The 23,675-nt window shown below is 63.5% G+C and carries 18 protein-coding genes; 9 read left to right on the forward strand and 9 right to left on the reverse strand.

Going from position 1 to position 23,675, the window contains the following annotated elements; translation table 11 throughout:
• Positions 1-285: 285 nt before the first annotated feature.
• On the forward strand, positions 286-2,214 hold the full coding sequence (locus ACX0MV_RS11135) for a transglycosylase SLT domain-containing protein (protein ID WP_458982571.1): 1,929 nt from the start codon (positions 286-288) through the stop codon (positions 2,212-2,214).
• A gap of 15 nt (positions 2,215-2,229) precedes the next feature.
• Here the strand turns inward: ACX0MV_RS11135 and ACX0MV_RS11140 are convergent, their stop codons facing one another.
• Positions 2,230-3,036, reverse strand: coding sequence for an MOSC domain-containing protein (locus tag ACX0MV_RS11140; protein WP_458982572.1), 807 nt, complete (start codon positions 3,034-3,036; stop codon positions 2,230-2,232).
• 82 nt (positions 3,037-3,118) lie between these two features.
• On the opposite strand from ACX0MV_RS11140, the gene ACX0MV_RS11145 reads away from it, so the two are divergent.
• Positions 3,119-3,517 (forward strand): DUF1499 domain-containing protein, encoded by a 399-nt coding sequence (locus tag ACX0MV_RS11145; protein WP_458982573.1) that lies wholly within the window; start codon positions 3,119-3,121, stop codon positions 3,515-3,517.
• Positions 3,518-3,559: 42 nt separating this feature from the next.
• On the opposite strand, the gene ACX0MV_RS11150 is transcribed toward ACX0MV_RS11145, so the two are convergent.
• Both ACX0MV_RS11150 and yegS read right to left on the reverse strand, forming a co-directional pair.
• Positions 3,560-4,492 carry a chemotaxis protein CheV gene (locus ACX0MV_RS11150; protein WP_458982574.1) on the reverse strand — a complete coding sequence of 311 codons (933 nt, stop codon included), beginning with the start codon at positions 4,490-4,492 and terminating at the stop codon, positions 3,560-3,562.
• A gap of 111 nt (positions 4,493-4,603) precedes the next feature.
• On the reverse strand, positions 4,604-5,524 hold the full coding sequence (gene yegS / locus ACX0MV_RS11155) for a lipid kinase YegS (RefSeq protein WP_458982575.1): 921 nt from the start codon (positions 5,522-5,524) through the stop codon (positions 4,604-4,606).
• A gap of 239 nt (positions 5,525-5,763) precedes the next feature.
• Here yegS and ACX0MV_RS11160 point away from each other — a divergent pair, with 239 nt between their 5' ends.
• Positions 5,764-6,462, forward strand: a complete 699-nt coding sequence (locus ACX0MV_RS11160) for a pirin family protein (RefSeq protein ID WP_458982576.1) — start codon at positions 5,764-5,766, stop codon at positions 6,460-6,462.
• A 43-nt stretch (positions 6,463-6,505) separates the two neighbouring features.
• Here the strand turns inward: ACX0MV_RS11160 and ACX0MV_RS11165 are convergent, their stop codons facing one another.
• The 3 genes from ACX0MV_RS11165 to ACX0MV_RS11175 all read right to left on the reverse strand — a co-directional run bounded on the left by ACX0MV_RS11165 (position 6,506) and on the right by ACX0MV_RS11175 (position 11,363).
• A complete protein-coding gene (locus ACX0MV_RS11165) occupies positions 6,506-8,065 on the reverse strand; it encodes an FGGY-family carbohydrate kinase (protein ID WP_458982577.1) in 1,560 nt (519 codons plus the stop codon).
• Between the two features lie 125 nt (positions 8,066-8,190).
• Positions 8,191-9,765 carry a glycerol-3-phosphate dehydrogenase/oxidase gene (locus ACX0MV_RS11170; protein WP_458982578.1) on the reverse strand — a complete coding sequence of 525 codons (1,575 nt, stop codon included), beginning with the start codon at positions 9,763-9,765 and terminating at the stop codon, positions 8,191-8,193.
• Positions 9,766-9,767: 2 nt separating this feature from the next.
• Positions 9,768-11,363, reverse strand: a complete 1,596-nt coding sequence (locus tag ACX0MV_RS11175) for an FAD-binding oxidoreductase (RefSeq protein WP_458982579.1) — start codon at positions 11,361-11,363, stop codon at positions 9,768-9,770.
• 121 nt (positions 11,364-11,484) lie between these two features.
• Between ACX0MV_RS11175 and gliR the strand changes: the two genes are divergently transcribed.
• The gene (gene gliR, locus ACX0MV_RS11180; RefSeq protein WP_458982580.1) at positions 11,485-12,507 is read left to right on the forward strand and encodes an AraC family transcriptional regulator GliR; all 1,023 of its coding nucleotides are present in this window, start codon (positions 11,485-11,487) and stop codon (positions 12,505-12,507) included.
• A gap of 172 nt (positions 12,508-12,679) precedes the next feature.
• A complete protein-coding gene (locus ACX0MV_RS11185) occupies positions 12,680-12,889 on the forward strand; it encodes a DUF6316 family protein (RefSeq protein WP_458982581.1) in 210 nt (69 codons plus the stop codon).
• 82 nt (positions 12,890-12,971) lie between these two features.
• Here ACX0MV_RS11185 and ACX0MV_RS11190 read toward each other — a convergent pair whose 3' ends face one another.
• The gene (locus tag ACX0MV_RS11190; protein ID WP_458982582.1) at positions 12,972-14,156 is read right to left on the reverse strand and encodes a thiolase family protein; all 1,185 of its coding nucleotides are present in this window, start codon (positions 14,154-14,156) and stop codon (positions 12,972-12,974) included.
• 157 nt (positions 14,157-14,313) lie between these two features.
• Positions 14,314-15,801 carry a polyphosphate:AMP phosphotransferase gene (pap, locus tag ACX0MV_RS11195; RefSeq protein WP_458982583.1) on the reverse strand — a complete coding sequence of 496 codons (1,488 nt, stop codon included), beginning with the start codon at positions 15,799-15,801 and terminating at the stop codon, positions 14,314-14,316.
• Between the two features lie 132 nt (positions 15,802-15,933).
• On the opposite strand from pap, the gene mnmC reads away from it, so the two are divergent.
• Complete coding sequence (gene mnmC / locus ACX0MV_RS11200; RefSeq protein ID WP_458982584.1) at positions 15,934-17,919, forward strand: bifunctional tRNA (5-methylaminomethyl-2-thiouridine)(34)-methyltransferase MnmC2/FAD-dependent 5-carboxymethylaminomethyl-2-thiouridine(34) oxidoreductase MnmC1; 1,986 nt, start codon at positions 15,934-15,936, stop codon at positions 17,917-17,919.
• Positions 17,920-18,059: 140 nt separating this feature from the next.
• Here the strand turns inward: mnmC and ACX0MV_RS11205 are convergent, their stop codons facing one another.
• Positions 18,060-18,533 (reverse strand): MarR family winged helix-turn-helix transcriptional regulator, encoded by a 474-nt coding sequence (locus ACX0MV_RS11205; RefSeq protein ID WP_458982585.1) that lies wholly within the window; start codon positions 18,531-18,533, stop codon positions 18,060-18,062.
• Positions 18,534-18,646: 113 nt separating this feature from the next.
• On the opposite strand from ACX0MV_RS11205, the gene ACX0MV_RS11210 reads away from it, so the two are divergent.
• The 3 genes from ACX0MV_RS11210 (at position 18,647) to ACX0MV_RS11220 (ending at position 23,564) form a co-directional block, all read left to right on the forward strand.
• Entirely contained in the window at positions 18,647-20,416 is a 1,770-nt protein-coding gene (locus tag ACX0MV_RS11210; protein ID WP_458982586.1) for an N-acetylglutaminylglutamine amidotransferase, read from the forward strand.
• A 122-nt stretch (positions 20,417-20,538) separates the two neighbouring features.
• A complete protein-coding gene (gene ngg, locus ACX0MV_RS11215) occupies positions 20,539-22,281 on the forward strand; it encodes an N-acetylglutaminylglutamine synthetase (protein WP_458982587.1) in 1,743 nt (580 codons plus the stop codon).
• An 89-nt stretch (positions 22,282-22,370) separates the two neighbouring features.
• Positions 22,371-23,564 (forward strand): osmoprotectant NAGGN system M42 family peptidase, encoded by a 1,194-nt coding sequence (locus ACX0MV_RS11220; RefSeq protein WP_458982588.1) that lies wholly within the window; start codon positions 22,371-22,373, stop codon positions 23,562-23,564.
• Positions 23,565-23,675: the final 111 nt, after the last annotated feature.

The following is a 23,675-nucleotide window of genomic DNA, read 5'->3' on the forward strand; positions in this document are numbered from 1 at the left end:
CCTCGACGGTTACGGCAGGTGACGAACGAACTGCAATGCCGGCTGCCCACAAGGGCGCCAGAGGCGTTCCAGCTGTCTTCATCACCAAAGCTGGTTTGCGCGGCAGCGAGCCGTCGCAAAAACTGGGCGCGCATTCTAACCGAGATGAGGTGCCTCTTCGCGGCGATTTTTAATGGACCGCCGGTCGGTCACGGCGGGTTTCATCGCGCCCCGACAAAAGGCTAAGCTAGGGCCTCCAGCGTCGGCGTCGACGGCGCTCACCTCAGGTTCTAATCCGGAAGTGTCATGCGCGTTCGTTCGTACAGCTTGTTTCCCTGCCTTCTGTTTTGCGTTGCAACCCTGTCGCCTGTTCAAGCTGCCAGCCTGACTCAGCAACGTCTCTATTACGATCAAGCCAAGGCCGCGCTGGCCAAGGGCGACAGTGGCCCCTACCAGCGTTACGCCGAGGCCCTGCGTGACTATCCGCTTGAGCCCTACCTCGCCTATGAAGAGCTGACCGCCCGTTTGAAATGGGCGAGCAATGACGAGATCGAGAAATTTCTTGCCGAGCACGGCGACCTGCCCCAGGCGAGCTGGATGAAGTTGCGCTGGCTGCGCTGGCTGGCCGAACGCGGCGAATGGCAGACCTTCGTCAAGCACTACGATCCAAGCCTCAACTTCACCGAACTGGATTGCCTCTATGGTCAGTATCAACTGAACAATGGCCTTGAGGCTGAGGGCTTCGTCACCGCTGAAAAGCTCTGGCTGGTGGGCAAATCCCAGCCCAACGCCTGTGATCGCCTGTTCGATAACTGGGCGGCACGCGGCCAGCTCACCGAAGAACGGCGCTGGCAGCGCAGCAAGCTGGCCGTCGAGGCCCGTAATTACGGTCTGGCGAGCTATCTGCTGAAAGGCATGCCAACCCTGGCCAACCACGCCAAGCTGATGATCGAGGTGGCGCAGAAGCCGGAGCTGCTCAGCCAGAGCGCCCGCTTCAGCCCTGCCGATCAGGCCATGGCGGACGTCGTCGGTCTCGGGCTACGTCGCCTGGCCCGCAAGGACCCGGAAAAAGCCCTGAGCCTGCTGGACAGCTACGCCCAGCGGATGAAATTTTCCAGCGACGAGAAAGTCGCGATCGCCCGTGAAATCGGGCTGACCCTGGCCAAGCGCTTCGACCCGCGCGCGCTCAAGGTCATGGCGCATTACGACCCGCAGTTGCGCGACAGTACCGTCAGCGAATGGCGCGCACGTCTGCTGTTGCGCGGCGGTCAGTGGAACGACGTCCACCAGTTGACCCAGCAGATGCCCAAGGAACTGGCAGAAACCAATCGCTGGCGTTACTGGAAAGCCCGTAGCCTGCAACTGGCACAACCCAACAGCGCCGAGCCGCAGGTGCTGTATCAGAGCCTGGCGAAGGAGCGCGACTTCTATGGCTTCATGGCCGCCGATCAGGTCAAGGCACCCTATCAGTTGAACAACCAGCCGCTCGCCCTCTCTGCGGCCACTGTGAAAAAGGTGCGTAATGCCCCGGGCATCAGACGCGCCCTGGAATTTCATGCCCGCGGCCAGATCGCCGACGGTCGCCGCGAGTGGTACCACGTCAGCCGCCTGTTCAGCCGCGACGAAATGGTTGCCCAGGCGCGCCTGGCCTATGAGATGGAATGGTATTTCCCGGCGATTCGCACCATCAGCCAGGCCAAATACTGGGACGATCTGGACGTGCGTTTCCCCATGGCGCATCGCGATCCGCTATCCCGCGAGGCGAAAAAGCGCGGGCTGCATTCCAGTTGGGTATTCGCCATCACCCGCCAGGAAAGCGCGTTTATGGCAGATGCCAAGTCGCCGGTCGGCGCAATGGGCTTGATGCAGCTGATGCCCGCCACCGCCAAGGAAACCGCCAAGCGCTTCGACATACCGCTGTCCTCGCCGCAACTGGCGTACCGGCCGGAGGTAAATATCCAGCTCGGCGCGGCCTATCTGAGCCAGATCTACGGCCAATTCAATGGCAATCGAGTGCTTGCCTCGGCCGCTTACAATGCCGGGCCGGGCCGGGTGCGCCAGTGGTTACGCGGCGCCGACCATCTGGCCTACGACGTCTGGATCGAAAACATTCCGTTCGACGAGACGCGCCAGTACGTGCAGAACGTGCTGTCGTACTCGGTGATTTACGGGCAGAAACTCAATTCACCGCAGCCGCTGATTGGCTGGCACGAACGCTACTTCGACGATCAATAAACCGCGTCGAGGCTGCTATTCCAGCACCTCGACCGGCATCCCCAGCGCCAGCTCACCCTCGCCGCTGGCAATCAGGTTCTGTCCGAAATAGACCTGCCCCTCACGCTCGCGGTAACCGCGCAGCGTGGCCAGGGGCTCGCGGTCTGCACTGCGCTCGCCGGTTTGCGGGTCCAGCGTGGTGATGATGCAGCGGGAGCAGCCCTTGACCACGCGGAACTCCACCGCGCCGATGCGGATTCGCTTCCAGTCGTCCTCTGCATAAGGCGTAGCACCAGCGACCACCAGATTCGGGCGAAACCGCAGCATCTCCAACGGCCGGCCTACCCGGCTGGATAAATCCTCAAGCGACGCCTGACCGATCAGCAGCAAGGGAAAACCATCGCTGAAGGCAACCTGGTCGCCAACCTGGGCATAGCCGGTATCCACCTGGCGGGCACGCTCAGTGGGCTGATACACCAGGCGGCACGGGCGGCCTAACAGATCACTCAACCAGTTGGCTGCGTCATCGCCGGCATCGGGTACGCGTAAGCTGTCGCTCCAGATGATGACGCCGCGCAGCGCCGCATCCGCGGCAGGCACCTCAATCGTCAGCGCCGGCATGCCGGGTGCGCTCAGCAGTACCTGGTCGGGCGTCTGCCACTGCAGCGTGATCTGGGTCATCGGCGCAAGCAGGCGTTGAGTCAGGAAGCGTCCGCTCTGGGCATCGACTACCATCCAGCGGCGATCCCCGCTCAAGCCCAGCTGATCCAGTCGAGCCGTGGGCATGGGCTCGGCGCGTCCCGACTTCAGCGGATACCGGTACAACCCAGAGAGACTTAACATGAGTCAGCTTTTCCTTCAGCAAAACGCCCTTATACGAGCATGCCGCCAGGCTCACAAGCCTGTCGTCGGTCTGGCGCTGCTTATGAGCCTGACGGCCTGCAGCGGCAGCCCGGATGAAAACCTGGGCGTGCACGACGGCCAGCTCGCGCCCTGCCCGTCGTCACCCAACTGCGTGAACAGCCAGGCGAGCGGCGAACAGGCCATCGAGCCGTTGCCGCTGACAGGCAGCCGCGCGGAGACGCAGGCACAACTGGTCAAGCTGCTGAGCAGCGAAACCGGTGTGAAGATAGTCGAGCAGGACGACCATTACCTGCGGGCAGAATTCACCAGCGCGCTGCTGCGTTTCGTCGATGACGTGGAGTTCTTGATCGGCGAGCGGCATGTCGATGTGCGGTCGGCGTCGCGCCTGGGCTATTCGGACATGGGCGTCAACCGCGAGCGCATCGAGCGTTTGCGTGAGCGCCTCAAGCAGCAACCCTGAAATGCAAACGCCCGCCAGATCAGGCGGGCTTTTAGCGGGTGGTCAGGGCGCCTGATCGAGCAACAGGCGCTCGTGCACCACATCCACCAGTTTGTCCGGCTGGAATTTGGAGAGGAAGTCGTTGCAACCGACCTTCTTCACCATCGCCTCGTTGAAACTGCCGGATAGCGAGGTGTGCAGCACCACATACAGATCCTTTAGCCGAGGGTCATTGCGAATCTCGGTGGTCAGGCGGTAACCGTCCATTTCCGGCATCTCCGCATCGGTGATGACCATCAGCAGCTTTTCGTGCACGTCGATCCCGGCATCCGCCCAGCCCTTGAGCAGGTTCAGCGCCCGCAGGCCGTCGCTGGCGGCGTGGCAGCGAATATCCAGTTGCGCCATGGTGCCCTTGAGCTGGCTCATGGCGACGTTGGAATCATCCACCAGCAGCACTTCGCGCCCCTTGGCAAATTCGAGCAGCGGATCGGCGAGCTTTTCCGGCGACACCTTGGTACTCATCGGGGTGATTTCCGCCAACACCTTTTCCACGTCGATCACCTCGACGATCTGATCCTCGACCTTGGTGATCGCCGTCAGGTAATGCTGCCGCCCCGCACCGCCCGGAGGCGGCAGAATGGATTCCCAGTTGAGGTTGAGGATGCGCTCTACCCCGCCGACCAGGAACGCCTGTACCGAGCGGTTGTACTCGGTGACGATGATGGTGCTGCGTTCATCCGGCACGATGGGCCGCATGCCGATCGCCTGGGACAGATCGATCACCGGCAGCGTCTGCCCACGCAGGTTGACCACACCACAGACGAAGCGATGACGCTGCGGCATCAGGGTCAGCTTGGGCATCTGCAGGACTTCCTGCACCTTGAATACGTTGATCGCGAACAGCTGGCGCCCAGCCAGGCGGAACATGAGAATTTCCAGGCGGTTCTCACCCACCAATTGGGTACGCTGATTTACTGAGTCGAGAATACCGGCCATCACACGCTCCTGTTCACCTGTCGAAGTAGCCTAGCTCAAGTGGCTACACCTTGGTGTATCGGCCGACTGCCGCCCGGCTGAAGCCAGGCGACGCGGTTTACCGCGATACGTTCAAAGCGCGATGGCGTTTTCCAGCGAGTCGCTGAGCAATGGCGAGCCCGGCGGCAAGTGTACCCGCAGGGCAGCCGGCCTGGCGGAGAAGCGCAAGCGATGGCTTTCGAAGGGTTCGCCATCAAGGTTGAAGTCTAGCCCGTCCGCCGCGTCCACCTCGACCCAGGGCAAGCGCGCGCTCGTGGAGATGCTGTCCAGACCGTTGATGCTGCCGGACAGCATGGTACCCAGGGTACCGACCACATCCTGGGCCGCAGGCACGATGCACACCTCGAGCAAGCCATCGTCGACCACGGCATGGGGGCACAGCTGGTGCCCGCCGCCGGCCTGCCGACCATTGCCGATGCCCATCGCGAGAAACTCACCTTCCCAGAGAAAATCCGGGCCGGTGAAACGACCGAACGCAGAACGCACCTCGGCGAATCGGGTTAGCCCGGTCAGCAGGTAAGCCGCACCGCCGAGCACCCGCTTGAGGTCTTCCGAGGTATTGGCGGTGACGTTGGAGCCGAAGCCGCCGGTGGCCATGTTGAGAAAGATATGGCCATCGACCTCGCCCAGATCGATTGGCTGCGCTGGCTGATCGAGCAGCGCCAGCGCCTCGAGCGGGTTGGGCGAAATGGCTGCAGCGGTGGCAAAATCGTTCGCCGTACCCAGCGGCAGCAACGCCAGGCTGGCATCGGTATCGGCCAGCGCCATTGCCTCGGCGACGTCGCGCAGGGTGCCGTCGCCCCCGCCCGCGATCAGCGTCGGGTAACCGGCCTGCAACGCCTCGGCGACGATGCGCTGGGCGTCTCCGGCCTCCCAGGTCACACGCACGGCAATGTCCCAGCCATCCTCGCGGCGCGCTTCAACGGCGGCGCGCACATCGGCGTTCAATGCCTGTTTGCCGTGCAGAATCAGTAATGCTTTTCGTTGCTGCATGCTCATCCCCTGCTGCCAATGCCGCAAAAGTCACTCAACCGAATTAAGCAGACAACGAACCGGCAAATTTGTCGCCGGGCGAAAAGAGTCTGCTTCCATTGCACATCGATAAACATCTATAAAACAGATTGTTTTAACGCAAAAAATGCCGTTTTTTAATAATCAATCCTGATCGATCATAACGGCCAGCCCATCGTACCTCGGACACTGACCGAGGACGCTATTCGAGGACCCGCAAAATGATCGAAGTACGCCCCTTCGCCGACCTAGGCGGTGCTCACCACGGCTGGCTCAATGCCCGCCACCATTTTTCCTTTGCCAGTTACCACGACCCCAGGCGGATGAACTGGGGGCAGTTACGGGTCTGGAACGATGACGAAATCGCCCCGGCTACCGGTTTTCCTACCCATGGGCACCGCGATATGGAAATCATCACTTATGTGCGTCAGGGCGCAATCACCCATAAGGACAACCTGGGCAACCAGGGCCGGACCGAGGCCGGTGATGTGCAGGTCATGAGCGCCGGCAGCGGTATCGCCCACAGCGAGTACAACCTGGAGGACACCACTACCCAGATCTTCCAGATATGGATCCAGCCGGACCAGCTTGGCTTGCCGCCATCCTGGGGGGCCAAGCCGTTTCCCAAAGGCGAGCGCGCCGGTGCATTCGTCACGCTGGCCAGCGGCTTCGCGCAGGACGTCGATGCGCTGCCAATCCGAGCCAAGGCGCGCATGGCCGCCGCTACCCTGCGCGCCGGGCAAAGCGGCGAGTATCGCCTGGATAAAACCCGCAAGGCCTACTTGGTCGGCGCCAGCGGTTCCTTCGAGGTGAACGGCATACCGGCCAATGCGCGTGATGGCGTGGCGATCAGCGAGGTCGAGGCGATCCGGGTGACGGCCATCGAAGACAGCGAGATCGTGCTGGTGGATGTGGCCTGATACGGCGTGCACCGCTATTCGTTCGCGGATGGCCGTCTATCGGCTACGCAGGGTAGCCGGTAATCTGGCGGATCTTCTGATACAGCGGCTTGAGCTGTTTGTACATGCGCAGGTAAACCTCGCGGTACAGCTGCTCATAGGTGCGCTGGGCAGCGGGGTTGGGCTCGAAGACCCGGCCGACCCGGGTCATGGCGGCGATGGCCGTAGGGAAATCGGGGTGCAGGCCAAGCCCGACGGCACAATCGATGGCTGCGCCAAGGCCCGAGGTTTCATACACGTGCGGACGCTCCGCTGGCAGGCCGAAAATGTCGGCAGTCAGCTGCATTGCTGCATCGCTCTGCGAACCGCCGCCGGATACGCGCAACCGGCTGATGCGCGTACCCGAACGCTTTTCGATCTTCTCCTTGCCCTGGCGCAGGGCGTAGGCCAAGCCTTCAAGAATCGCTCGGTAGATGTGCGCGCGGGTGTGCACATCGCCAAAGCCGATGATCGAGCCCTTGGCCTCCAGGCCCGGCTCGCGAATGCCCGGTGACCAGTAAGGTTGCAGGGTCAGGCCCATGGACCCGGGCGGCACGCTGTCGACCAGTTCGTCGAACAGCGCTTCGGGCTCGACGCCCAGTTCCTTGGCCCGCTGCATCTCGCGCAGGCCGAACTCCTGCTTGAACCAGCTGACCATCCAGAACCCTCGGTAGATCATTACCTCGGTATTGAAATGATCGGGAATTGCCGCCGGGTAAGGCGGAATCAGCGGAATGGTTTCCAGGTAGCGCCGCCGCGTGGTGTTTATGGTTGCGGTAGTGCCGTAGGACAGGCAGGCGGTCTGCGCCTCGACCACACCGGAGCCAAGCACTTCGCAGGCTTTGTCGGCGCCCGCGGCAATCAGCGGCACGCCCTCGGGGATGCCGGTGTGCACGCTGGCAGCTGCGGTGATGGTGCCGAGTTGCTCGCCCGGCTTGTACAGCTCGGGCAACTGATCGCGGCGCACTGGCATCGCCTGCCACTTCCAGTCGCCTGGCGCAGCCCAGCGCAGGCGCTTGTAGTCGAACGGCAGGTAGGCGACGCAGCAGCCCACCGAGTCGACGAAGCGGCCACACAGGCGGTGGCTGAGAAAGCCGGACAGCAGCAGCAGCTTGTCCGTCTTTGCCCAGATGTCCGGTTGGTGCTGCGCCAGCCAGTTGACCTCGGCCTGGGCACGGAAGTGGTCGACGGTTTCTTCCGCGCCCACCAGCTTGAACAGCCAGCCCCACGGACCCTTGATCCGGCCGGCAACCGCAGCCCGGCGCTGGTCCAGCCAGAGAATAGCCGGCCGCAGCGGCGTGCCGGTCGCATCGACATTGATCAGCGTGCCGCGCTGGGTGGTCAGCGACACGCCCTTGATCAGGCTGCGGTCGATATCCACCTGCGCCCATAGCCGCTTGCAGGCTTCGCCCAGGCTGGCCCAGTAATAATCCGGGTCCTGCTCGGCCCAGCCGGGTTGCCTGGAATAATAGGCTTCAAGCTCCACCTTGCCCTTGCCCAGCAGATTGCCCTGAAGGTCGAACAGCAGCGCGCGGACGCTCTGGGTGCCATTGTCGATGGCCAGCAAGTAACTTTTCTCGCTCAAGACATCATCCTCAGAGCTGTGCAATTTCCGTAGGGTGCGCCCTGCGCACCGTCCTTTTGTCTTGATAACCATGTTGTCTTGATAACCATGGCGCACCGTCCGTGTCCCGGTTCACATAGCGCACCCTACGGCAGGCTGTAATAGCGTCGCCACAACGCCAGGTAATCCTGTTGTTCCTGCTGCCAACGGGCATCACCCCAACCCAGCCGGGCCTGGCACAGCATGCGGATACGCGGCAGTTCGGCCTCTGCGCCGTTGGCCAGCAGCAGGCCCAGGCGCGTGCGCCGCAGCAGCAGGTCATCGAGGTGCAGCACCAGCTCATGCCCCGCAGCCCAGCCGAGTTCGGCCCAGAGCGTGCCTGTGCCGGCCACCTGCCCGACGCCCAGTTCTTCGATCAGCGTCAATAATGGCGGCAACGCCCGCCCATAACGACCGATCAAGCGTTTCTGCTGGGCGGGGCTTAGAACGGCCATCGGCTGGCTGGGTAGCGCTGCAAAGGTCGCAGCGCCGTGATCATCCACGGAGCGTCCAACCATGGGCGCGCAGGCGCGCAGCACCTCCAACGCCAGCAAACGAAAGGTGGTCAACTTGCCGCCCGCCAGGGTGACGCAGCCGGGCTCGACCCACAGCGCATGCTCGCGCTTCTCGTCGGAGGGCTTGCGTTCCATCACGCCGTCGCTGACCACCGGGCGTACGCCGGCCCAGGTCGAGAGCACATCGCGTGCGGTAATGCCGGCAGCGGGAAACTGCTGAGCGCAGGCGGCCAGCAGGTAATCCAGTTCGGCAGTGCTGATGCGGGCTTCCTGCGCCAGTGGCTGCGGATGGTCGAGATCGGTAGTACCGACGACGGTCGCGCCTTCCCAGGGGAAAATGAACACCGGGCGCTTATCGGCGCCGTGCATGAAGCTCAAGGCATGGACCACCGGCAACCGCCAGGCCGGCAACAGCAGGTGGCTGCCGCGCAGCGGGCGGATATGCTCCAGGCCGGTTTTCTGCCGCAGCTCGTCAGCCCAGGCGCCCGTGGCCTGTGCCACCGCCCGACTGCGCAGGGTCAGACACTCGCCGGTTTCGCGGTCCTCGGCCACAATGCCGACGACCCGCCCGCCGTCGCGCAACAGCTCCACGACCTTGATGCCGTTCACCGCTTCGCCGCCGTCCGCGCGCGCTTCGTCGAGCACACGCATGACTAGGCGCGCGTCATCGGTGACGGCATCGTAAAAGCGCGTGCCACCCAGCAGGCCGTCATCGTTGAGGCCCGGCGTCAGGTAGCGCAACTTCTGCAACGGGTAATACAAGTGGTTGCGCTTGCCGGCCAGGGCGTCGTACAGCGCGAGCAGACCGCCAAACACCTTGGGTCCGGGAAAGCCGCCCTGGTAATGGGCCATCACGAAGCTCAGCGGATCGACCAGACCAGGTGCTTCCTGCAGCAGACGCTGGCGCTCGCGCACCGAATCGCGGCTCAGGGCGAACTGGCCCTTGGCGATATAGCGCAGCCCGCCATGGACCATTTTCGACGAGCGACTGGAGGTGCCCCAAGCGAAATCGCGCTGCTCCAGCAGCAAGCATTTCCAGCCGCGCCGCGCCGCCTCGCGCAAGATGCCGGCGCCGGTAATGCCGCCGCCGACCACGATCAGGTCCCAATCGCGCGTTGCCAGTTCAGGCAGTGCCTGTTCGCGCCAGGCGGCGTTCCACGCAGTCATCATCAGTCCTGAATCAGCACGCCGGGTGCCAGGCGTTGCTCCGGGTCGAAGTGGACGGACAAGGCTTTCAACGCCGCCACGCCGAGCTCGCCCTTCTCCACTGCCAGGTAGGGCGCGTGGTCGCGACCGACGCCATGTTGATGACTGATGGTTCCGCCATGGCCGACGATGGTCTGGCTGGCGGCGTGCTTGAGCTTCTGCCAGCGCGCCATGGCCGTGGCGTAATCACTGCCGGGGCGGAATACGTAGGTGGTGTAAATACTCGAGCCTTCGTTGTAGACGTGGGACAGGTGAGTAAACACATGCACCTGCTCGCCCTCCTCACTCAGGCCATTGCGCAGGCTGGTCTCGACCTTGTTCAGCAGGCTGTCGACATTGTTCCAGTCGGTGGCGGTTTCCAGGGTATCCACCGCATAACCAGCGGCCCACAAACCGTGGCGCAGGTAGGGAAAACGAAAGCGGTTCTCTGCCCATTTTTTGCCCAGCAAGGTGCCGCTGAACACGCCGCCAAAGCTTTTCAGCAGCTGCTTCGCCTGCTTCAGCGAAGCGGCGTTCTGGGTGCGGCTGCCGGTGACGCCGAAGGTCAGCATGCACTTGCCATCGCGAGCACCGCGCAACGCCAGGTACCTCTCCAGCCAGGCGATCTGCTGCGGATGGCCGGCCAGGGCCAGCTGGGTTGTGGTCTCAATGGCGTTGGACAGCCGCAGCATCGACAGCGGCACCCGCGCCTGGGCCAGGCTACGGATCGCGGCAAGCGCCTGCTGCCAGTCAGGCAGGAATACTGCGTAGAAATTTTCCTGCTCGGGCAGGCGACTGATGCGCACCTTGACCTCGGAAATGATGCCGAAGCGCCCTTCCGAGCCCATGATGATTTCACGCAGGTCGGGACCGGCGGCCGATGCCGGAAAGCTCGGAATATCCAGCGTGCCGGCAAAGGTCTCGACCTTGCCGCCGGCGAACAGCTGCTCGATACGCCCATAGCGCAACGACTGCTGACCGCTGGAACGGCTGGCGACCCAGCCACCCAGCGTCGACAGTTCCCAGGACTGGGGGAAGTGGCCAAGGGTATAGCCCTGTGCGCGCAACTGGCTTTCCACCTGCGGCCCGCTCGCCCCCGGACCGAAGGTGGCGATCAGGCTGTCGTGGTCAATATCGATCAGCTTGCCCATGCGTTCCAGCGACAGCGTCAGTACCGCGCGGCTGCCAGCCTGAGGGTTGATATGCCCGGCCACCGAGGTGCCGCCGCCATAGGCAATCAGCGTTACGTCCTGCTGCCTGGCCCAGGCCAGCAAGGTGCGGATCTGTTCGGCGCTCTCCGGGTAGGCAACGCCATCGGGAAACACGCCGAAATCGCCGGAGCGCATCGCCAGCCAGTCTGGAAGGCTCTGGCCGCGGGCGTGGCGCACGCGGTCCTCGGCGTTCAGACAGATCAGCGGATGGGCCTGCAGCCGCGAGACCGGCACCTTGGCCACCACCTCGGCCAGACTGGCGTCGGCCAGCGTCTGCCCAGGGCCGACCAGCCCGGCAAGAAACGCCTCGCCATGGGCGGGCAATTCCACCACGGTTGCTTCGTCGCCCCAGCCATTCCACCGTCGCATCTGTTTCTCCCGATTTCAGTCGTGCTTATAGGCTGCCTATACTAGCTGGCCGCCCCTGGGCGTCACTGTCGAATCGGGACAGGCGCTGTCGCCAATCAAGCCACTCACGTCAAGAAGCGCTATGCACAACCTCGGCTATACCTCGGTCCCCGCCCTGCTCAAATACCTGCGCCATGCCGAACGCCTGGGCCTGGAGGTCGACCAGGCATTGCGCGCCGCCGGTCTTGACGCGGCCGATCTGGCCGACAACAGCCGGCGCATCCCCGGCGAAACCCACGAACGCCTGCTCGCGCATCTGCTCGAGGTGTCCGCCGATCCGCTGTTCGGCCTGCATTGCGCGCGCTTCGTGCAGCCGGGTTCATGGAGTGTGCTGGGCTACATCACCATGAACTGCGCGACTCTGGGCGAGGCCATGAGCCGCATCGTTCCCTACGAGAAGCTGGTCGGCGACATGGGCGTGAGCCGCATCGACGTGGCGGCCGAGCATGTCAAGCTGAGCTGGAGCTGCCGCCATGAAAGCGCCGACATTCGCCGGCACATGGTGGAAAACGTGCTGGCCTCCTGGCTGCTGTACGCCCGCTGGATCGCCGACATGGACCGCTCGCCGCAGGAAGTTTGGTTCGAGCATGCCCTGCCGGCAGGCGTGGACGTGGAGGAATACACCGAGGTGTTCGGCTGCCCGGTCCGTTTCGAGCAGGCCTGCAATGCCTTGATCGTGCCGCTTGAATACCTCGCCGTGCCGCTGCGGCAGGCCGACGCCAACCTGCTGCGCACCCTGGAAGACCATGCGCTGACGCTGATGGCCGGGCTGGATGGCGACGAATCGCTGCCGCTGCGGGTCAAGAATGCGCTGCGTCTGCTGCTCAAGGACGGACTGCCACGCAAGGAACGGGTGGCGGAGAAATTCAACATGACCGTACGCACCCTGCAGCGTCATCTGCAACAGGCCGGCACCAGCTACCAGCAGATCCTCGACGAATTGCGCCAGGAGCTGGCCGAGCACTGCCTGTTGCGCAGCGAACTGGCGATTCAGGATATCGCCAGCTACCTCGGCTTTACCGAACCGCGCTCCTTTCACCGCAGCTTCAAGGCCTGGACCGGACAAACGCCGGGTGAATACCGTGAAGCCAGACGCAGCACTTGAAGCGTCGGGCGCTGACGCCCGTCGAAACGGCTGACAGCTGAAGCCGAAACAACCAAACTCGCCGAACCAGGCGGATTTCTAACGGCCAGAAACGACCATCGGTCGTTAAGCAATGCGTTTTGGCGATGGCGGATTAGACTCAGATCATTGGCCCGAAGCAGGAGGACTCGCCATGTTCGGAAAACGCACCGTCGATCCCGGCCCTGGCACGTACTACCGCAGCGAGCGCGTCAGTGCAGTCAACGGCCAGTATTTTTTCTCCACCCGCGAAGGGACGCTCGAAGGCCCCTATTTCACCCGCGTCGATGCCGAGCGGGAAATCGCCTTCTACATCCGCCGGATGATTCAGGCCAGCGAGATCATCGAAAGCCGAGCCTTCTAAGCACCGAAAACCAGCCAAGAAAAAACCGCGCCTGATTCGCTCAGGCGCGGTTTGTTATTGGCGCAATTCGCTTGAGACGGACCTAGCGCACCGCCTCGAACAGGCCGGTGGCGCCCATACCGCCGCCCACGCACATGGTGACGATGCCGTAGCGCAGGTTGCGGCGCTGCAGCTCACGCACCAGATGGCCGACCTGGCGCGAACCGGTCATGCCGAACGGATGGCCGATGGAAATCGAGCCGCCGTTGACGTTGTACTTGGCATTGTCGATTTCCAGACGGTCGCGGGCATACAGGCACTGGGACGCGAACGCCTCGTTGAGCTCCCACAGGTCGATATCGGACACTTTCAGGCCCTTGGCCTTCAGCAGCTTGGGCACCGAGAAAACCGGGCCGATCCCCATCTCGTCAGGCTCGCAGCCAGCAGCCACGAAACCGCGGAAGAACGCCAGGGGCTTCAGGCCGAGTTCGATGGCTTTTTCCAGGCTCATGACCAGAGTCATGGATGCACCGTCGGACAGCTGCGAGGCGTTGCCAGCCGTTACCGAGCCATCCTCTGCAAATGCCGGCTTGAGCGCGGCCAGGCTTTCAAGCGTGGTGTCCGGCCGGTTGCAATCGTCCGCCTCGACCACGCCGTCGAGAATTTTCTTTTCGCCGGTGGCCTTGTCCTCGACCTGGTAACGCACCTGCATCGGCACGATCTCATCGTCGAACAGCCCTGCCGCCTGCGCCTGCGCGGTGCGCTGCTGGCTTTGCAGGGCGTAGGCATCCTGGGCTTCACGGCTGACGTTGTAGCGCCGCGCGACTACTTCGGCGGTCTGCCCCATGGGGTAATAGATGCCCGGAACGTCACGCTGCAGCAGCGGGTTGAACAGATTGTCGGTGTTCATGCTCTTGAGCGTCATGGTGATCGACTCGACGCCGCCTGCGACTATGACATCGCTGCAACCGGACGCAACCTGATTGGCGGCGATGGCGATCGCCTGCAAACCGGACGAGCAGAAACGGTTGAGCGTCATGCCCGCGACCTGGGTCCCCAGGCCGGACAACACCGCGACGTTGCGGCCGATGTTCATGCCCTGCGCGCCTTCGTTGGAGCCGGCGCCAACGATGCAGTCGTCAACCAGCGCCGGATCGATACCGCTGCGCGCCAGCAGCGCATTGACGCAATGGGCCGCCATGTCGTCCGGGCGGGTCAGATTGAACTTGCCGCGAAAGGACTTCGCCAGGCCAGTCCGCACGCTGTCAACGATCACCACTTCACGCATGCTGCACCTCATAATTGGGTGTAATAGTTAGTTGGGCGTAATAACTGAGCCGAGAATAAATCCGAACAATCTCTGACCGCGACGACCATTCACCAGTTAAATGCGCGGCCATGTTTACCTCGACTAGTTCGAAAGAATGAGCCTCGCCAGCCAGGCCTCAATCCTTGGCAAAAGCCGCTTCCAAGGCATCGTTGAGGGTGCGCAGCACCTTGACTCGGGCAAAGCGCTTGTCGTTGGCCTCGACCAACGTCCAGGGCGCGATCTCGGTGCTGGTGCGGTCGACCATGTCGCCAACCGCGTCGCGGTACAGCGGCCACTTCTCGCGGTTGCGCCAATCGTCCTCGGTGATCTTGAAGCGCTTGAACGGCACTTCCTTGCGCTCCTCGAAGCGTTTCAGCTGTTCCTCCTGATCGATTGCCAGCCAGAACTTCACCAGCACCACGCCGGCGTGGGTCAGTTGCTGCTCGAAATCGTTGATTTCGCCATAGGCGCGCAGCCAGTCGGCCGTGCTGCAAAACCCTTCGACCCGCTCGACCAGCACGCGCCCGTACCAGGAACGGTCGAACACGGTAAACCTGCCACGCGCCGGAATGTGCCGCCAGAACCGCCAGAGATAAGGTTGCGCGCGCTCCTCCTCGGTGGGCGCCGCAACCGGCACGATGCGGTACTGGCGCGGGTCGAGCGCCGCCGCCACCCGGCGGATGGCGCCACCTTTGCCCGCGGCATCGTTGCCCTCAAACACAGCGACCAGTGCGTGCTTGCGCATGCGCTTGTCACGCATCAGGCCGGAAAGGCGTGCCTGCTCGGTCGACAGCTGTTTGTTGTAGTCGTCCTTCGCCAGCGCCTGGGTCATGTCCAGGCTGTCGAGCAGGCTACGGTTGTCCAGGCTGGAGATCAGCGGCGCGGCATGCGGGTGGGTGCTGGGGGCGGCTCTGCTTTTCAGCGCCGCCTGCAGGCCATCCAGCAGAATCCGTCCGACCGTGAGGCTGCGGTAGTGTTCGTCCAGCCCTTCCACCACATACCAGGGCGCGTAATCGCGACTGGTGCGACGCAGCACCCGCTCGCCGACCCGCACGAACTTGTCGTAGGTTTTCGACTGCTGCCAGTCCAGCGGGCTGATGCGCCAGCTGTGCAAGGGATCGTCCTGCAGGCTTTTCAGGCGGGCCTTCATCTGCTTCTTGGACAGGTGGAACCAGAACTTGAAGATCAACGCGCCTTCGTCATACAGCATCCGTTCGAGGCCCAGCGCGGCATCGATGGCCTGGTCGAGTACGGCATCCTTGAACTCGTTGTGCACCCGGCCCTGGAGCATCTGGCTGTACCAGTTGCCGAAGAAAATCCCGATGTACCCCTTGGCCGGCAATTGTCGCCAATAGCGCCAGGCGGGCGGACGTGCCAGTTCCTCGTCGGTCTGCTGATCGAAGGTGCTGACCTGGATCAACCGCGGGTCCATCCATTCGTTGAGCAGCTTGACAGTTTCGCCCTTGCCCGCGCCCTCGATGCCGTTGAGCAGAATGATCACCGGAAAGCTGCCGAGCTGCTTCAGCTCGTACTGCGCCTCCAGCAGCGCCTCGCGCAGCGCTGGCAGGCTGGCATCGTATATGGCCTTGTCGATGGTGTGGCCAATCTCGGCGGATTCGAACATAAGCGGCTCCCTGAATGATGATTTCAGCCTAGCGGATCAGCTGACTCCCGGTACGGGTGCGATGTTCAATCGCTGCCCGATACGGCAAGCACGATGGGCTAGAATGCGCGCCTGCCTGATCTGGTGCCGCCAATGCCCGCCTCGCCTTCTTCCACATCCAACGCCTCCACCGCAGCGCTCGACTGGGACGCCCAGGGGCAGCCGATTTCACGGCGGTTCGGTGACGTGTACTTCTCCAACGAGGACGGCCTGGAGGAAACCCGTTACGTGTTTCTCGCCAACAACGACCTACCCTCGCGTTTCGCCCAACTCGGCGCTGGCGAGCACCTGGTGATCGGCGAGACCGGCTTTGGCAGCGGGCTGAATTTTCTCTGCGCCTGGCAGCTGTTTGATCAGCAGGCGCCACAGGGTGCACGGCTGCATTTCGTCAGCGTCGAGAAATACCCTCTCAGCCATGCCGACCTGCAGCGTGCGCTGGCACTCTGGCCTGAGCTGGCGCCCTATGCGCAGGCGTTGTTGCAGCAGTATGTCGCCGTGCACCCAGGCTTCCAGCGCCTGCTGTTCGACAATGGCCGCATCGTGCTGACGCTGCTGATCGGAGACGTGCTGGAGTTGCTGCCGCAGCTCGACGCCCGCATCGACGCCTGGTTTCTCGACGGCTTCGCTCCGGCGAAAAACCCCGAGATGTGGACGCCCGAACTATTCGCCGAACTGGCGCGGCTGAGCGGCCCGGGCACCAGCCTCGGGACCTTCACCAGCGCCGGCGAGGTACGTCGCGCGCTCAAGCAAGCGGGCTTCAAGGTCAAGCGGGTACCGGGCCTGGGGAAAAAATGGCACGTGCTCAAGGGCCAGTTTCTCGGCACCGCCAGCTCGCCGGCAAAACCCTGGTTTGCCCGCCCGCTGCAGCCGCCTGGCGAGCGCCACGCGCTGGTGATCGGCGCCGGCCTTGCTGGCTGCGCCACCGCCGCCAGCCTGGCGGCTCGCGGCTGGCGGGTGACCGTGCTGGAACGCCATCACGGGGTTGCCCAGGAGGCCTCCGGCAATCCCCAGGGCGTGCTCTATCTCAAGCTCTCTGCCCACGGCACCGCCCTGTCACGCTTGATTGTCGGTGGCTTTGGTCACACCCGCCGCCTGCTTGAACACTTGCAACGCGGTCAGGACTGGGATGCTTGCGGCGTGCTGCAACTGGCCTTCGATGACAAGGAAGCCCAGCGTCAGGCGCAGCTGGCCGAAGCATTTCCCGATGATTTGCTAGCGCGCGTCGATGAGCAGGCCGCCGAAGCGCTGGCCGGCGTCAGCCTGCCGGCCGGCGGACTGTTCTATCCCCAGGCCGGCTGGGTCCATCCGCCGGCGCTGTGCCAGTGGCTGAGCCAGCACCCCAACATCGAGGTGCGCGTGCATCAGGACGCCTTGCAGTTGCGGCGCGGCGAACACGGCTGGCAGGCCTACAACGGCGAGCTGCTATTGGCCAGCGCGCCCGTGGTGATACTCGCGGGGGCAGCCGATATCAAGCAGTTCCCCCATAGCAGCGAGTTGCCGCTCAAGCGCATCCGCGGGCAGATCACCCGCCTGGCGGCGACCCCGGCTAGCGCTGGTCTACGCACGGTGGTGTGCGCGGAGGGCTATGTCGCACCGGCGCGCTTGGGCGAGCACACGCTTGGGGCCAGTTTCGATTTCAACAGCGACGACCTGACGCCATCTGCGGCCGATCATGCGGACAACCTCGGGCTGCTCAGTGCAATTTCCAGCGATCTGGCCGAGCGGCTTGGCGGCGCGGCACTTGACCCCAGCCAGCTTGCAGGCCGCGCGGCCTTTCGCTGCACCAGCCCGGATTACCTGCCGATCGTTGGCCCGCTGGCCGACCGGCAGGCCTTTCTCGACGCCTACGCGGTGCTCGGCAAGGACGCCCGCCAGGTGCCCTCCACCGACTGCCCCTGGCTTGAAGGGCTGTATATCAACAGCGGCCACGGCTCGCGCGGGCTGATTACCGCGCCCTTGTCCGGTGAACTGATCGCCGCCTGGTTGAACGACGAGCCACTGCCGCTGCCGCGCGAGGTGGCCGACGCCTGCCACCCCAACCGCTTTGCGTTGCGCCAGCTGATTCGCGGCAGCCGCTGACGGCACCGTCTGTAGTCCGGATGAAATCCGCGCTACGAATCGCTTTCGTAGGGTGGACATGCCGAAGGCTTGTCCACCATTGGATGCCCAAATGGCGGACAAGCCTTCGACACATCCGCCTTACCTGCAAGGCTATAAGCTCAATCCATTTCCCCACAAAGCTCCGCCGCACGCAGCAAGGCGGCGGTCAGGCCGTGACGCTCCCAATCGCTGAGGGCAGCGAAGCGCTGACGAAATTCCGGTGGCAGCAAGGTCGGCGCCTGCTTCATCAGGTCGCGCCCGGCATCACTGAGCAGCAGCCACTGACGGCGCCGATCCTGATCGTCACGCTGACGTTGCATCAGCCCCAGCTCCTCGAGCCGGTCGAGCATGCCCGACAGCGTCGCGGCGGTAAGGCTGACTCGCCCGCTCAGGGCGCTGGCCGTGATGCGCGCCTCGCCGGCCAGCACCTGCAGAATCATCAGCTGCATCGGCGTCAGGCCGCCGAAGCGGCTGAGGCGCTTGGCGTGCACCTCGCCCGCTTGCTGCAAGCGCCGCAAAGCCTGGAACAGCGGCATCTCGAAGGCGTTTGTCGAGGCCAAATCAATTTCAGCTGGAACTATTTTATCGCCCATAACGTCAACCAATGACAGAACAAAACTTTGACATGAAAGCATTATTTTGTTTTGGTGTAAAAGGTTCAGCGCAGCTGAGCCCACTTCCCCAACGGCAACACCGGTAAGGACTTATGTGCGGAATAGCTGGAGAACTACGCTTTGATCAACGACCGGCCGACCTGGCCGCAGTCGAACGAATTACTCACCATCTCGCGGCGCGCGGACCCGACGCCCATGGCTTCCACAGCCAGGGACCGGTTGCCCTGGGCCACCGCCGCCTGAAGATCATGGACCTGGCTGAAGCGTCGGGTCAGCCGATGATCGACAGCGATCTGGGCCTGTCGATGGTGTTTAACGGCGCCATCTATAACTATCCGGAGCTGCGTGCGGAATTGCAGGCCTTGGGTTATCGCTTTTTCTCCGAAGGCGACACCGAAGTGCTGCTCAAGGGCTACCACGCGTGGGGCAAGGACATGCTGCCTAAGCTCAACGGCATGTTTGCCTTTGCCGTGTGGGAGCGCGACAGCCAGGAGCTGTTCATCGCCCGCGACCGTCTCGGTATCAAGCCGTTGTACCTGTCGCGCACGCCGGAGCGCCTGCGCTTCGCCTCGAGCCTGCCGGCGCTGTTGAAAGGCGGCGACATCGGCAAGACCCTCGACCCGATCGCCCTCAATCACTACCTGAATTTCCATGCCGTGGTGCCAGCACCGCGCACTATTCTGGCGGGCGTTGAAAAGTTGCCACCGGCGAGCTGGATGCGCATCGACGCCAAGGGTCGTTGCGAACAGCAAACCTGGTGGACACTGCCCTTCGGCCCCCAGGGCGATGAAGCCCACTACAGCTTCGACGACTGGCGCGACCGGGTACTCGACAGCATGCGCGAGGCCGTGGCGATCCGTCAGCGCGCCGCGGTTGACGTCGGCGTGCTGCTCTCAGGCGGCGTCGATTCGAGCATGCTGGTCGGTCTGTTGCGTGAAGCCGGGGTGGAAAACCTGTCGACCTTTTCCATCGGCTTTCAGGATGCGGGCGGGGAACGCGGCGACGAATTCCAGTACTCGGACCTGATCGCCGAGCGTTTCAACACCCAGCACCACCAACTGCGCATCGGCGAACACGAAATTCTCGACCAGTTGCCAGCGGCCTTTCGCGCCATGAGCGAGCCGATGGTCAGCCACGACTGCATCGCCTTCTACCTGCTGTCGCGGGAAGTGGCCAAGCACTGCAAGGTGGTACAGAGCGGCCAGGGCGCCGACGAGCTGTTTGCCGGCTACCACTGGTACCCGCTGGTCGATGGCGCAGAGGACGCCTTTGCCGCGTACCGCCAGGCCTTCTTTGATCGCGACTACGACGAGTACGCCGCCTGCGTGCAGCCGCAGTGGCTGACAGGCGACGCGGCAGGCGACTTTGTGCGCGAGCATTTTGCCCAGCCTGGCGCCAACGCGGCGGTGGACAAGGCATTGCGCCTGGACAGCACGGTGATGCTGGTCGACGACCCGGTCAAACGCGTCGACAACATGACCATGGCCTGGGGCCTGGAAGCCCGCACGCCGTTCCTCGACTACCGCTTGGCCGAACTGTCGGCGCGCATTCCCGGCCAGTTCAAATTGCCCGAAGGCGGCAAGTACGTGCTCAAGGAAGCGGCGCGCAAGGTCATCCCGAGCGAGGTCATCGACCGCAAGAAAGGCTATTTCCCGGTGCCCGGCCTCAAGCACCTGGAAGGCGCGACCCTGGGCTGGGTCCGTGATCTACTGATCGACCCCAGTCAGGACCGTGGCCTGTTCAACCCGCAGATGCTCGAACGTCTGCTGGCCAATCCCCATGGTCAGCTGACGCCTCTACGCGGGTCGAAACTGTGGCAGCTGGCTGCCCTCAATCTGTGGCTGAGCGAGCAGGGCCTGTAATGGATGGACGGTGCCCCTCAACCACGAAAAAAGCTGTAACTCCGATGCGCCCCGAAGGTCATCTAGATAATCCACGACCTGGTTACAGCCGGGCGCCTCGAGCTGCAAAGGGAACTCTTAACATGCGATCCACTGCCTTGAATCAACGCCTGCTCCGCGGTCAGGCGCCCTCTTACGAGCGCTTGCAGGCGCGCCTGGCGGGAGAAGGCGGCGCGGAGCTGGGCGCGCCCCAAGCGGTGCACTGCGGATGGGGGCGTTTGCTGCTTGGGCATACCTTCCCCGACGCGAGCGAGCTGGCGCTGGAACTGCTGGCCGAACAGCCGGGCGAGCGCGACATCGCGCTCTATGTCGCCGCGCCACAGCTGGTCTTGGCTCAGGCACCGCAGCAACTGTTTCTCGATCCATCCGATACCTTGCGCCTGTGGTTCAGCGATTACCGACCGGCGCAGTGCGTGTTTCGCGGCTACCGCATCCGCCGTGCGCAGAACGCCGAGGACTGGCAGGCGATCAATTGCCTATACCAGATGCGCGGCATGCTGCCGATCGACCCGGACAAGCTCACCCCGCTGCAACAGGGCGGCCCGGTCTACTGGCTGGCGGAAGATGAAGACAGCGGCATGGTGATCGGCAGCGTCATGGGCCTGAATCATCGGAAGGCCTTTCAGGACCCGGAGAACGGCAGCAGCCTCTGGTGCCTGGCGGTCGATCCGCGCTGCACGCGGCCGGGGGTTGGCGAGGTGCTGGTGCGCCATCTAGTCGAGCACTTCATGAGCCGCGGCCTGAGCTACCTCGACCTGTCGGTGCTGCACGATAACCGTCAGGCCAAAGGCCTCTACGCCAAACTGGGTTTTCGCGAGCTGCAGGCTTTTATCGTCAAGCGCAAGAACGGCATCAACGAAACCCTGTTTCTTGGGCCTGGCCCGGAAGCAGACCTCAACCCCTACGCCCGGATCATCGTCGATGAAGCGCGCCGCCGCGGCATCGAGGTTCAGGTGGACGACGCCGAAGCTGGGCTGTTTACCCTGAGCCATGGCGGCCGGCGGATTCGCTGCCGCGAATCGCTGTCCGACCTGACCAGCGCCGTCAGCATGACCCTGTGCCAGGACAAGCGCTTGACCAACCGCACCCTGGCCCGCGCTGGCCTGAGTTTGCCTGCGCAGCGCCTGGCCGGCAGTGCCGAGGAAAACGCTGCGTTTCTCGCGGAGCATGGCAGTGTCGTGGTCAAGCCGGTGGACGGCGAACAGGGCCAAGGCGTGTCCGTGGATCTACGCAGCCCGGCGGAAATCCAGGCCGCCATCGAACGCGCACAACCGTTCGACAACCGGGTATTGCTCGAGAGCTTCCACCAGGGCCTGGACCTGCGCATTCTGGTGATCGGCTTCGAGGTGGTCGCAGCGGCGATTCGTCGCCCCGCCGAGGTCGTCGGCGATGGCCGGCATAGCATCGGCGAACTGATCGACGCGCAAAGCCGTCGTCGCCAGGCCGCCACTGGTGGCGAAAGCCGCATCCCAAAAGACGCGGAAACCCTGCGCACGCTGCACGCGGCTGGTGTCGATTACGAAAGCATCCTGCCGGCCGGACAACGCCTGGCGGTGCGCAAGACTGCCAACCTGCACACCGGCGGCTGCCTTGAAGACGTGACCGAAATCCTCCACCCGACGCTGGCCGAAGCGGCTGTAAAAGCAGCCCGTGCGCTGGACATTCCGGTGGTTGGTCTCGACTTGCTGGTGCCGGCTGCGGACCAACCCGACTACGTATTCATCGAAGCCAACGAACGCGCCGGCCTGGCCAATCACGAACCCCAGCCGACCGCCGAGCGCTTTATCGATCTGTTGTTTCCGTTGAGCCAGATGGTCAACAGCTAATCGCTCCCGACGATGGCGAGGCGGCCAGGTTAAGGCACTCAAGCGCCCCTGGCTGGCCATGCCACCCCTAACGGCAAGTAGGAGATTCCATGTCGCAACTTCCTGAACCCGATCTCGCATACCTGCAGAAAGTGCTGCTGGAAATGCTCGCCATCCCCAGCCCCACCGGTTTTACCGACACCATCGTGCGCTATGTCGCCGAACGGCTTGAGGAAATTGGCATCCCCTTCGAGATGACACGTCGCGGCACCATTCGCGCCACCTTGAAGGGCAAGCAAAGCAGCCCGGACCGCGCGGTCTCGGCGCACCTGGATACCATTGGCGCGATCGTCCGCGTAGTGCAGGACAACGGCCGCCTAGGCCTTTCGCCAGTTGGCTGCTGGTCGAGCCGGTTTGCCGAAGGCAGTCGCGTCAGCGTGTTCACCGACACCGGGGTGATACGCGGCAGCGTATTGCCACTGATGGCCTCCGGGCATGCGTTCAATACGGCTGTCGATCAGATGCCGATCAGCTGGGACCATGTCGAGCTGCGCCTTGATGCCTACAGCGCCACCCGCGCCGATTGCGAATCCCTCGGTGTTTCGGTCGGCGATTTCGTCGCCTTCGATCCGCTGCCGGAATTCACCGAGAGCGGCCATATCAGTGCCCGCCATCTGGATGACAAGGCAGGCGTCGCAGCGTTGCTGGCGTCGCTCAAGGCCATCGTGGAAAGCGGTATCGAACCGGAAATCGACTGCCACCCGCTGTTCACCATCACCGAGGAAACCGGCTCGGGCGCCGCGGCTGCCCTGCCCTGGGATGTTAGCGAGTTCGTCGGCATCGATATCGCTCCTGTCGCACCTGGCCAGCAATCCAGCGAACACGCGGTCAGCGTGGCGATGCAGGATTCCGGCGGCCCTTACGACTACCACCTGTCCCGCCAATTGCTACGCCTGGCCGGCGAGCACGACATACCAGTGCGCCGCGACCTGTTTCGCTATTACCACAGCGACGCACAGTCGGCGATTACCGCCGGCCACGACATCCGCATCGCCCTGCTCGCGTTCGGCTGCGACGCGACTCACGGTTATGAGCGCACGCACATCGATAGCCTTGCGGCGTTGAGCCGATTGCTCGGCGCCTACCTGCTTAGCCCGCCGGTGTTTGCCAGCGACGCACAACCCGCCGCGCATGGCTCGCTGGAGCGCTTCAGCCATCAGCTGGAACACGACGCGCAGATGGAAAGCGATACCCGCGTGCCAACCGTGGAAAGCCTGGTCGGCAATCGCGATCAGGAGTCTTGAAGGGGCAAGCGCATCCGGGCAAAGTGGCTAAGCTGAATGCACGGGGGCGTGGCGCCATTTGCCATGCCCCTGCTTGCATCTAAGGGGTCGCGCCACCGCGCGATTTAGCCG

The organism is Pseudomonas cistanchae (assembly GCF_054483635.1).

Bases quoted from the DNA above. Each gene is read 5' to 3' on its own strand.
- ACX0MV_RS11135 (WP_458982571.1), top strand. From the start codon at position 286: ATGCGCGTTCGTTCGTACAGCTTGTTTCCCTGCCTTCTGTTTTGCGTT.
- ACX0MV_RS11140 (WP_458982572.1), bottom strand. From the start codon at position 3,036: ATGTTAAGTCTCTCTGGGTTGTACCGGTATCCGCTGAAGTCGGGACGC.
- ACX0MV_RS11145 (WP_458982573.1), top strand. From the start codon at position 3,119: ATGAGCCTGACGGCCTGCAGCGGCAGCCCGGATGAAAACCTGGGCGTG.
- ACX0MV_RS11150 (WP_458982574.1), bottom strand. From the start codon at position 4,492: ATGGCCGGTATTCTCGACTCAGTAAATCAGCGTACCCAATTGGTGGGT.
- yegS (WP_458982575.1), bottom strand. From the start codon at position 5,524: ATGCAGCAACGAAAAGCATTACTGATTCTGCACGGCAAACAGGCATTG.
- ACX0MV_RS11160 (WP_458982576.1), top strand. From the start codon at position 5,764: ATGATCGAAGTACGCCCCTTCGCCGACCTAGGCGGTGCTCACCACGGC.
- ACX0MV_RS11170 (WP_458982578.1), bottom strand. From the start codon at position 9,765: ATGACTGCGTGGAACGCCGCCTGGCGCGAACAGGCACTGCCTGAACTG.
- ACX0MV_RS11175 (WP_458982579.1), bottom strand. From the start codon at position 11,363: ATGCGACGGTGGAATGGCTGGGGCGACGAAGCAACCGTGGTGGAATTG.
- gliR (WP_458982580.1), top strand. From the start codon at position 11,485: ATGCACAACCTCGGCTATACCTCGGTCCCCGCCCTGCTCAAATACCTG.
- ACX0MV_RS11185 (WP_458982581.1), top strand. From the start codon at position 12,680: ATGTTCGGAAAACGCACCGTCGATCCCGGCCCTGGCACGTACTACCGC.
- ACX0MV_RS11190 (WP_458982582.1), bottom strand. From the start codon at position 14,156: ATGCGTGAAGTGGTGATCGTTGACAGCGTGCGGACTGGCCTGGCGAAG.
- pap (WP_458982583.1), bottom strand. From the start codon at position 15,801: ATGTTCGAATCCGCCGAGATTGGCCACACCATCGACAAGGCCATATAC.
- mnmC (WP_458982584.1), top strand. From the start codon at position 15,934: ATGCCCGCCTCGCCTTCTTCCACATCCAACGCCTCCACCGCAGCGCTC.
- ACX0MV_RS11205 (WP_458982585.1), bottom strand. From the start codon at position 18,533: ATGGGCGATAAAATAGTTCCAGCTGAAATTGATTTGGCCTCGACAAAC.
- ACX0MV_RS11210 (WP_458982586.1), top strand. From the start codon at position 18,647: ATGTGCGGAATAGCTGGAGAACTACGCTTTGATCAACGACCGGCCGAC.
- ngg (WP_458982587.1), top strand. From the start codon at position 20,539: ATGCGATCCACTGCCTTGAATCAACGCCTGCTCCGCGGTCAGGCGCCC.
- ACX0MV_RS11220 (WP_458982588.1), top strand. From the start codon at position 22,371: ATGTCGCAACTTCCTGAACCCGATCTCGCATACCTGCAGAAAGTGCTG.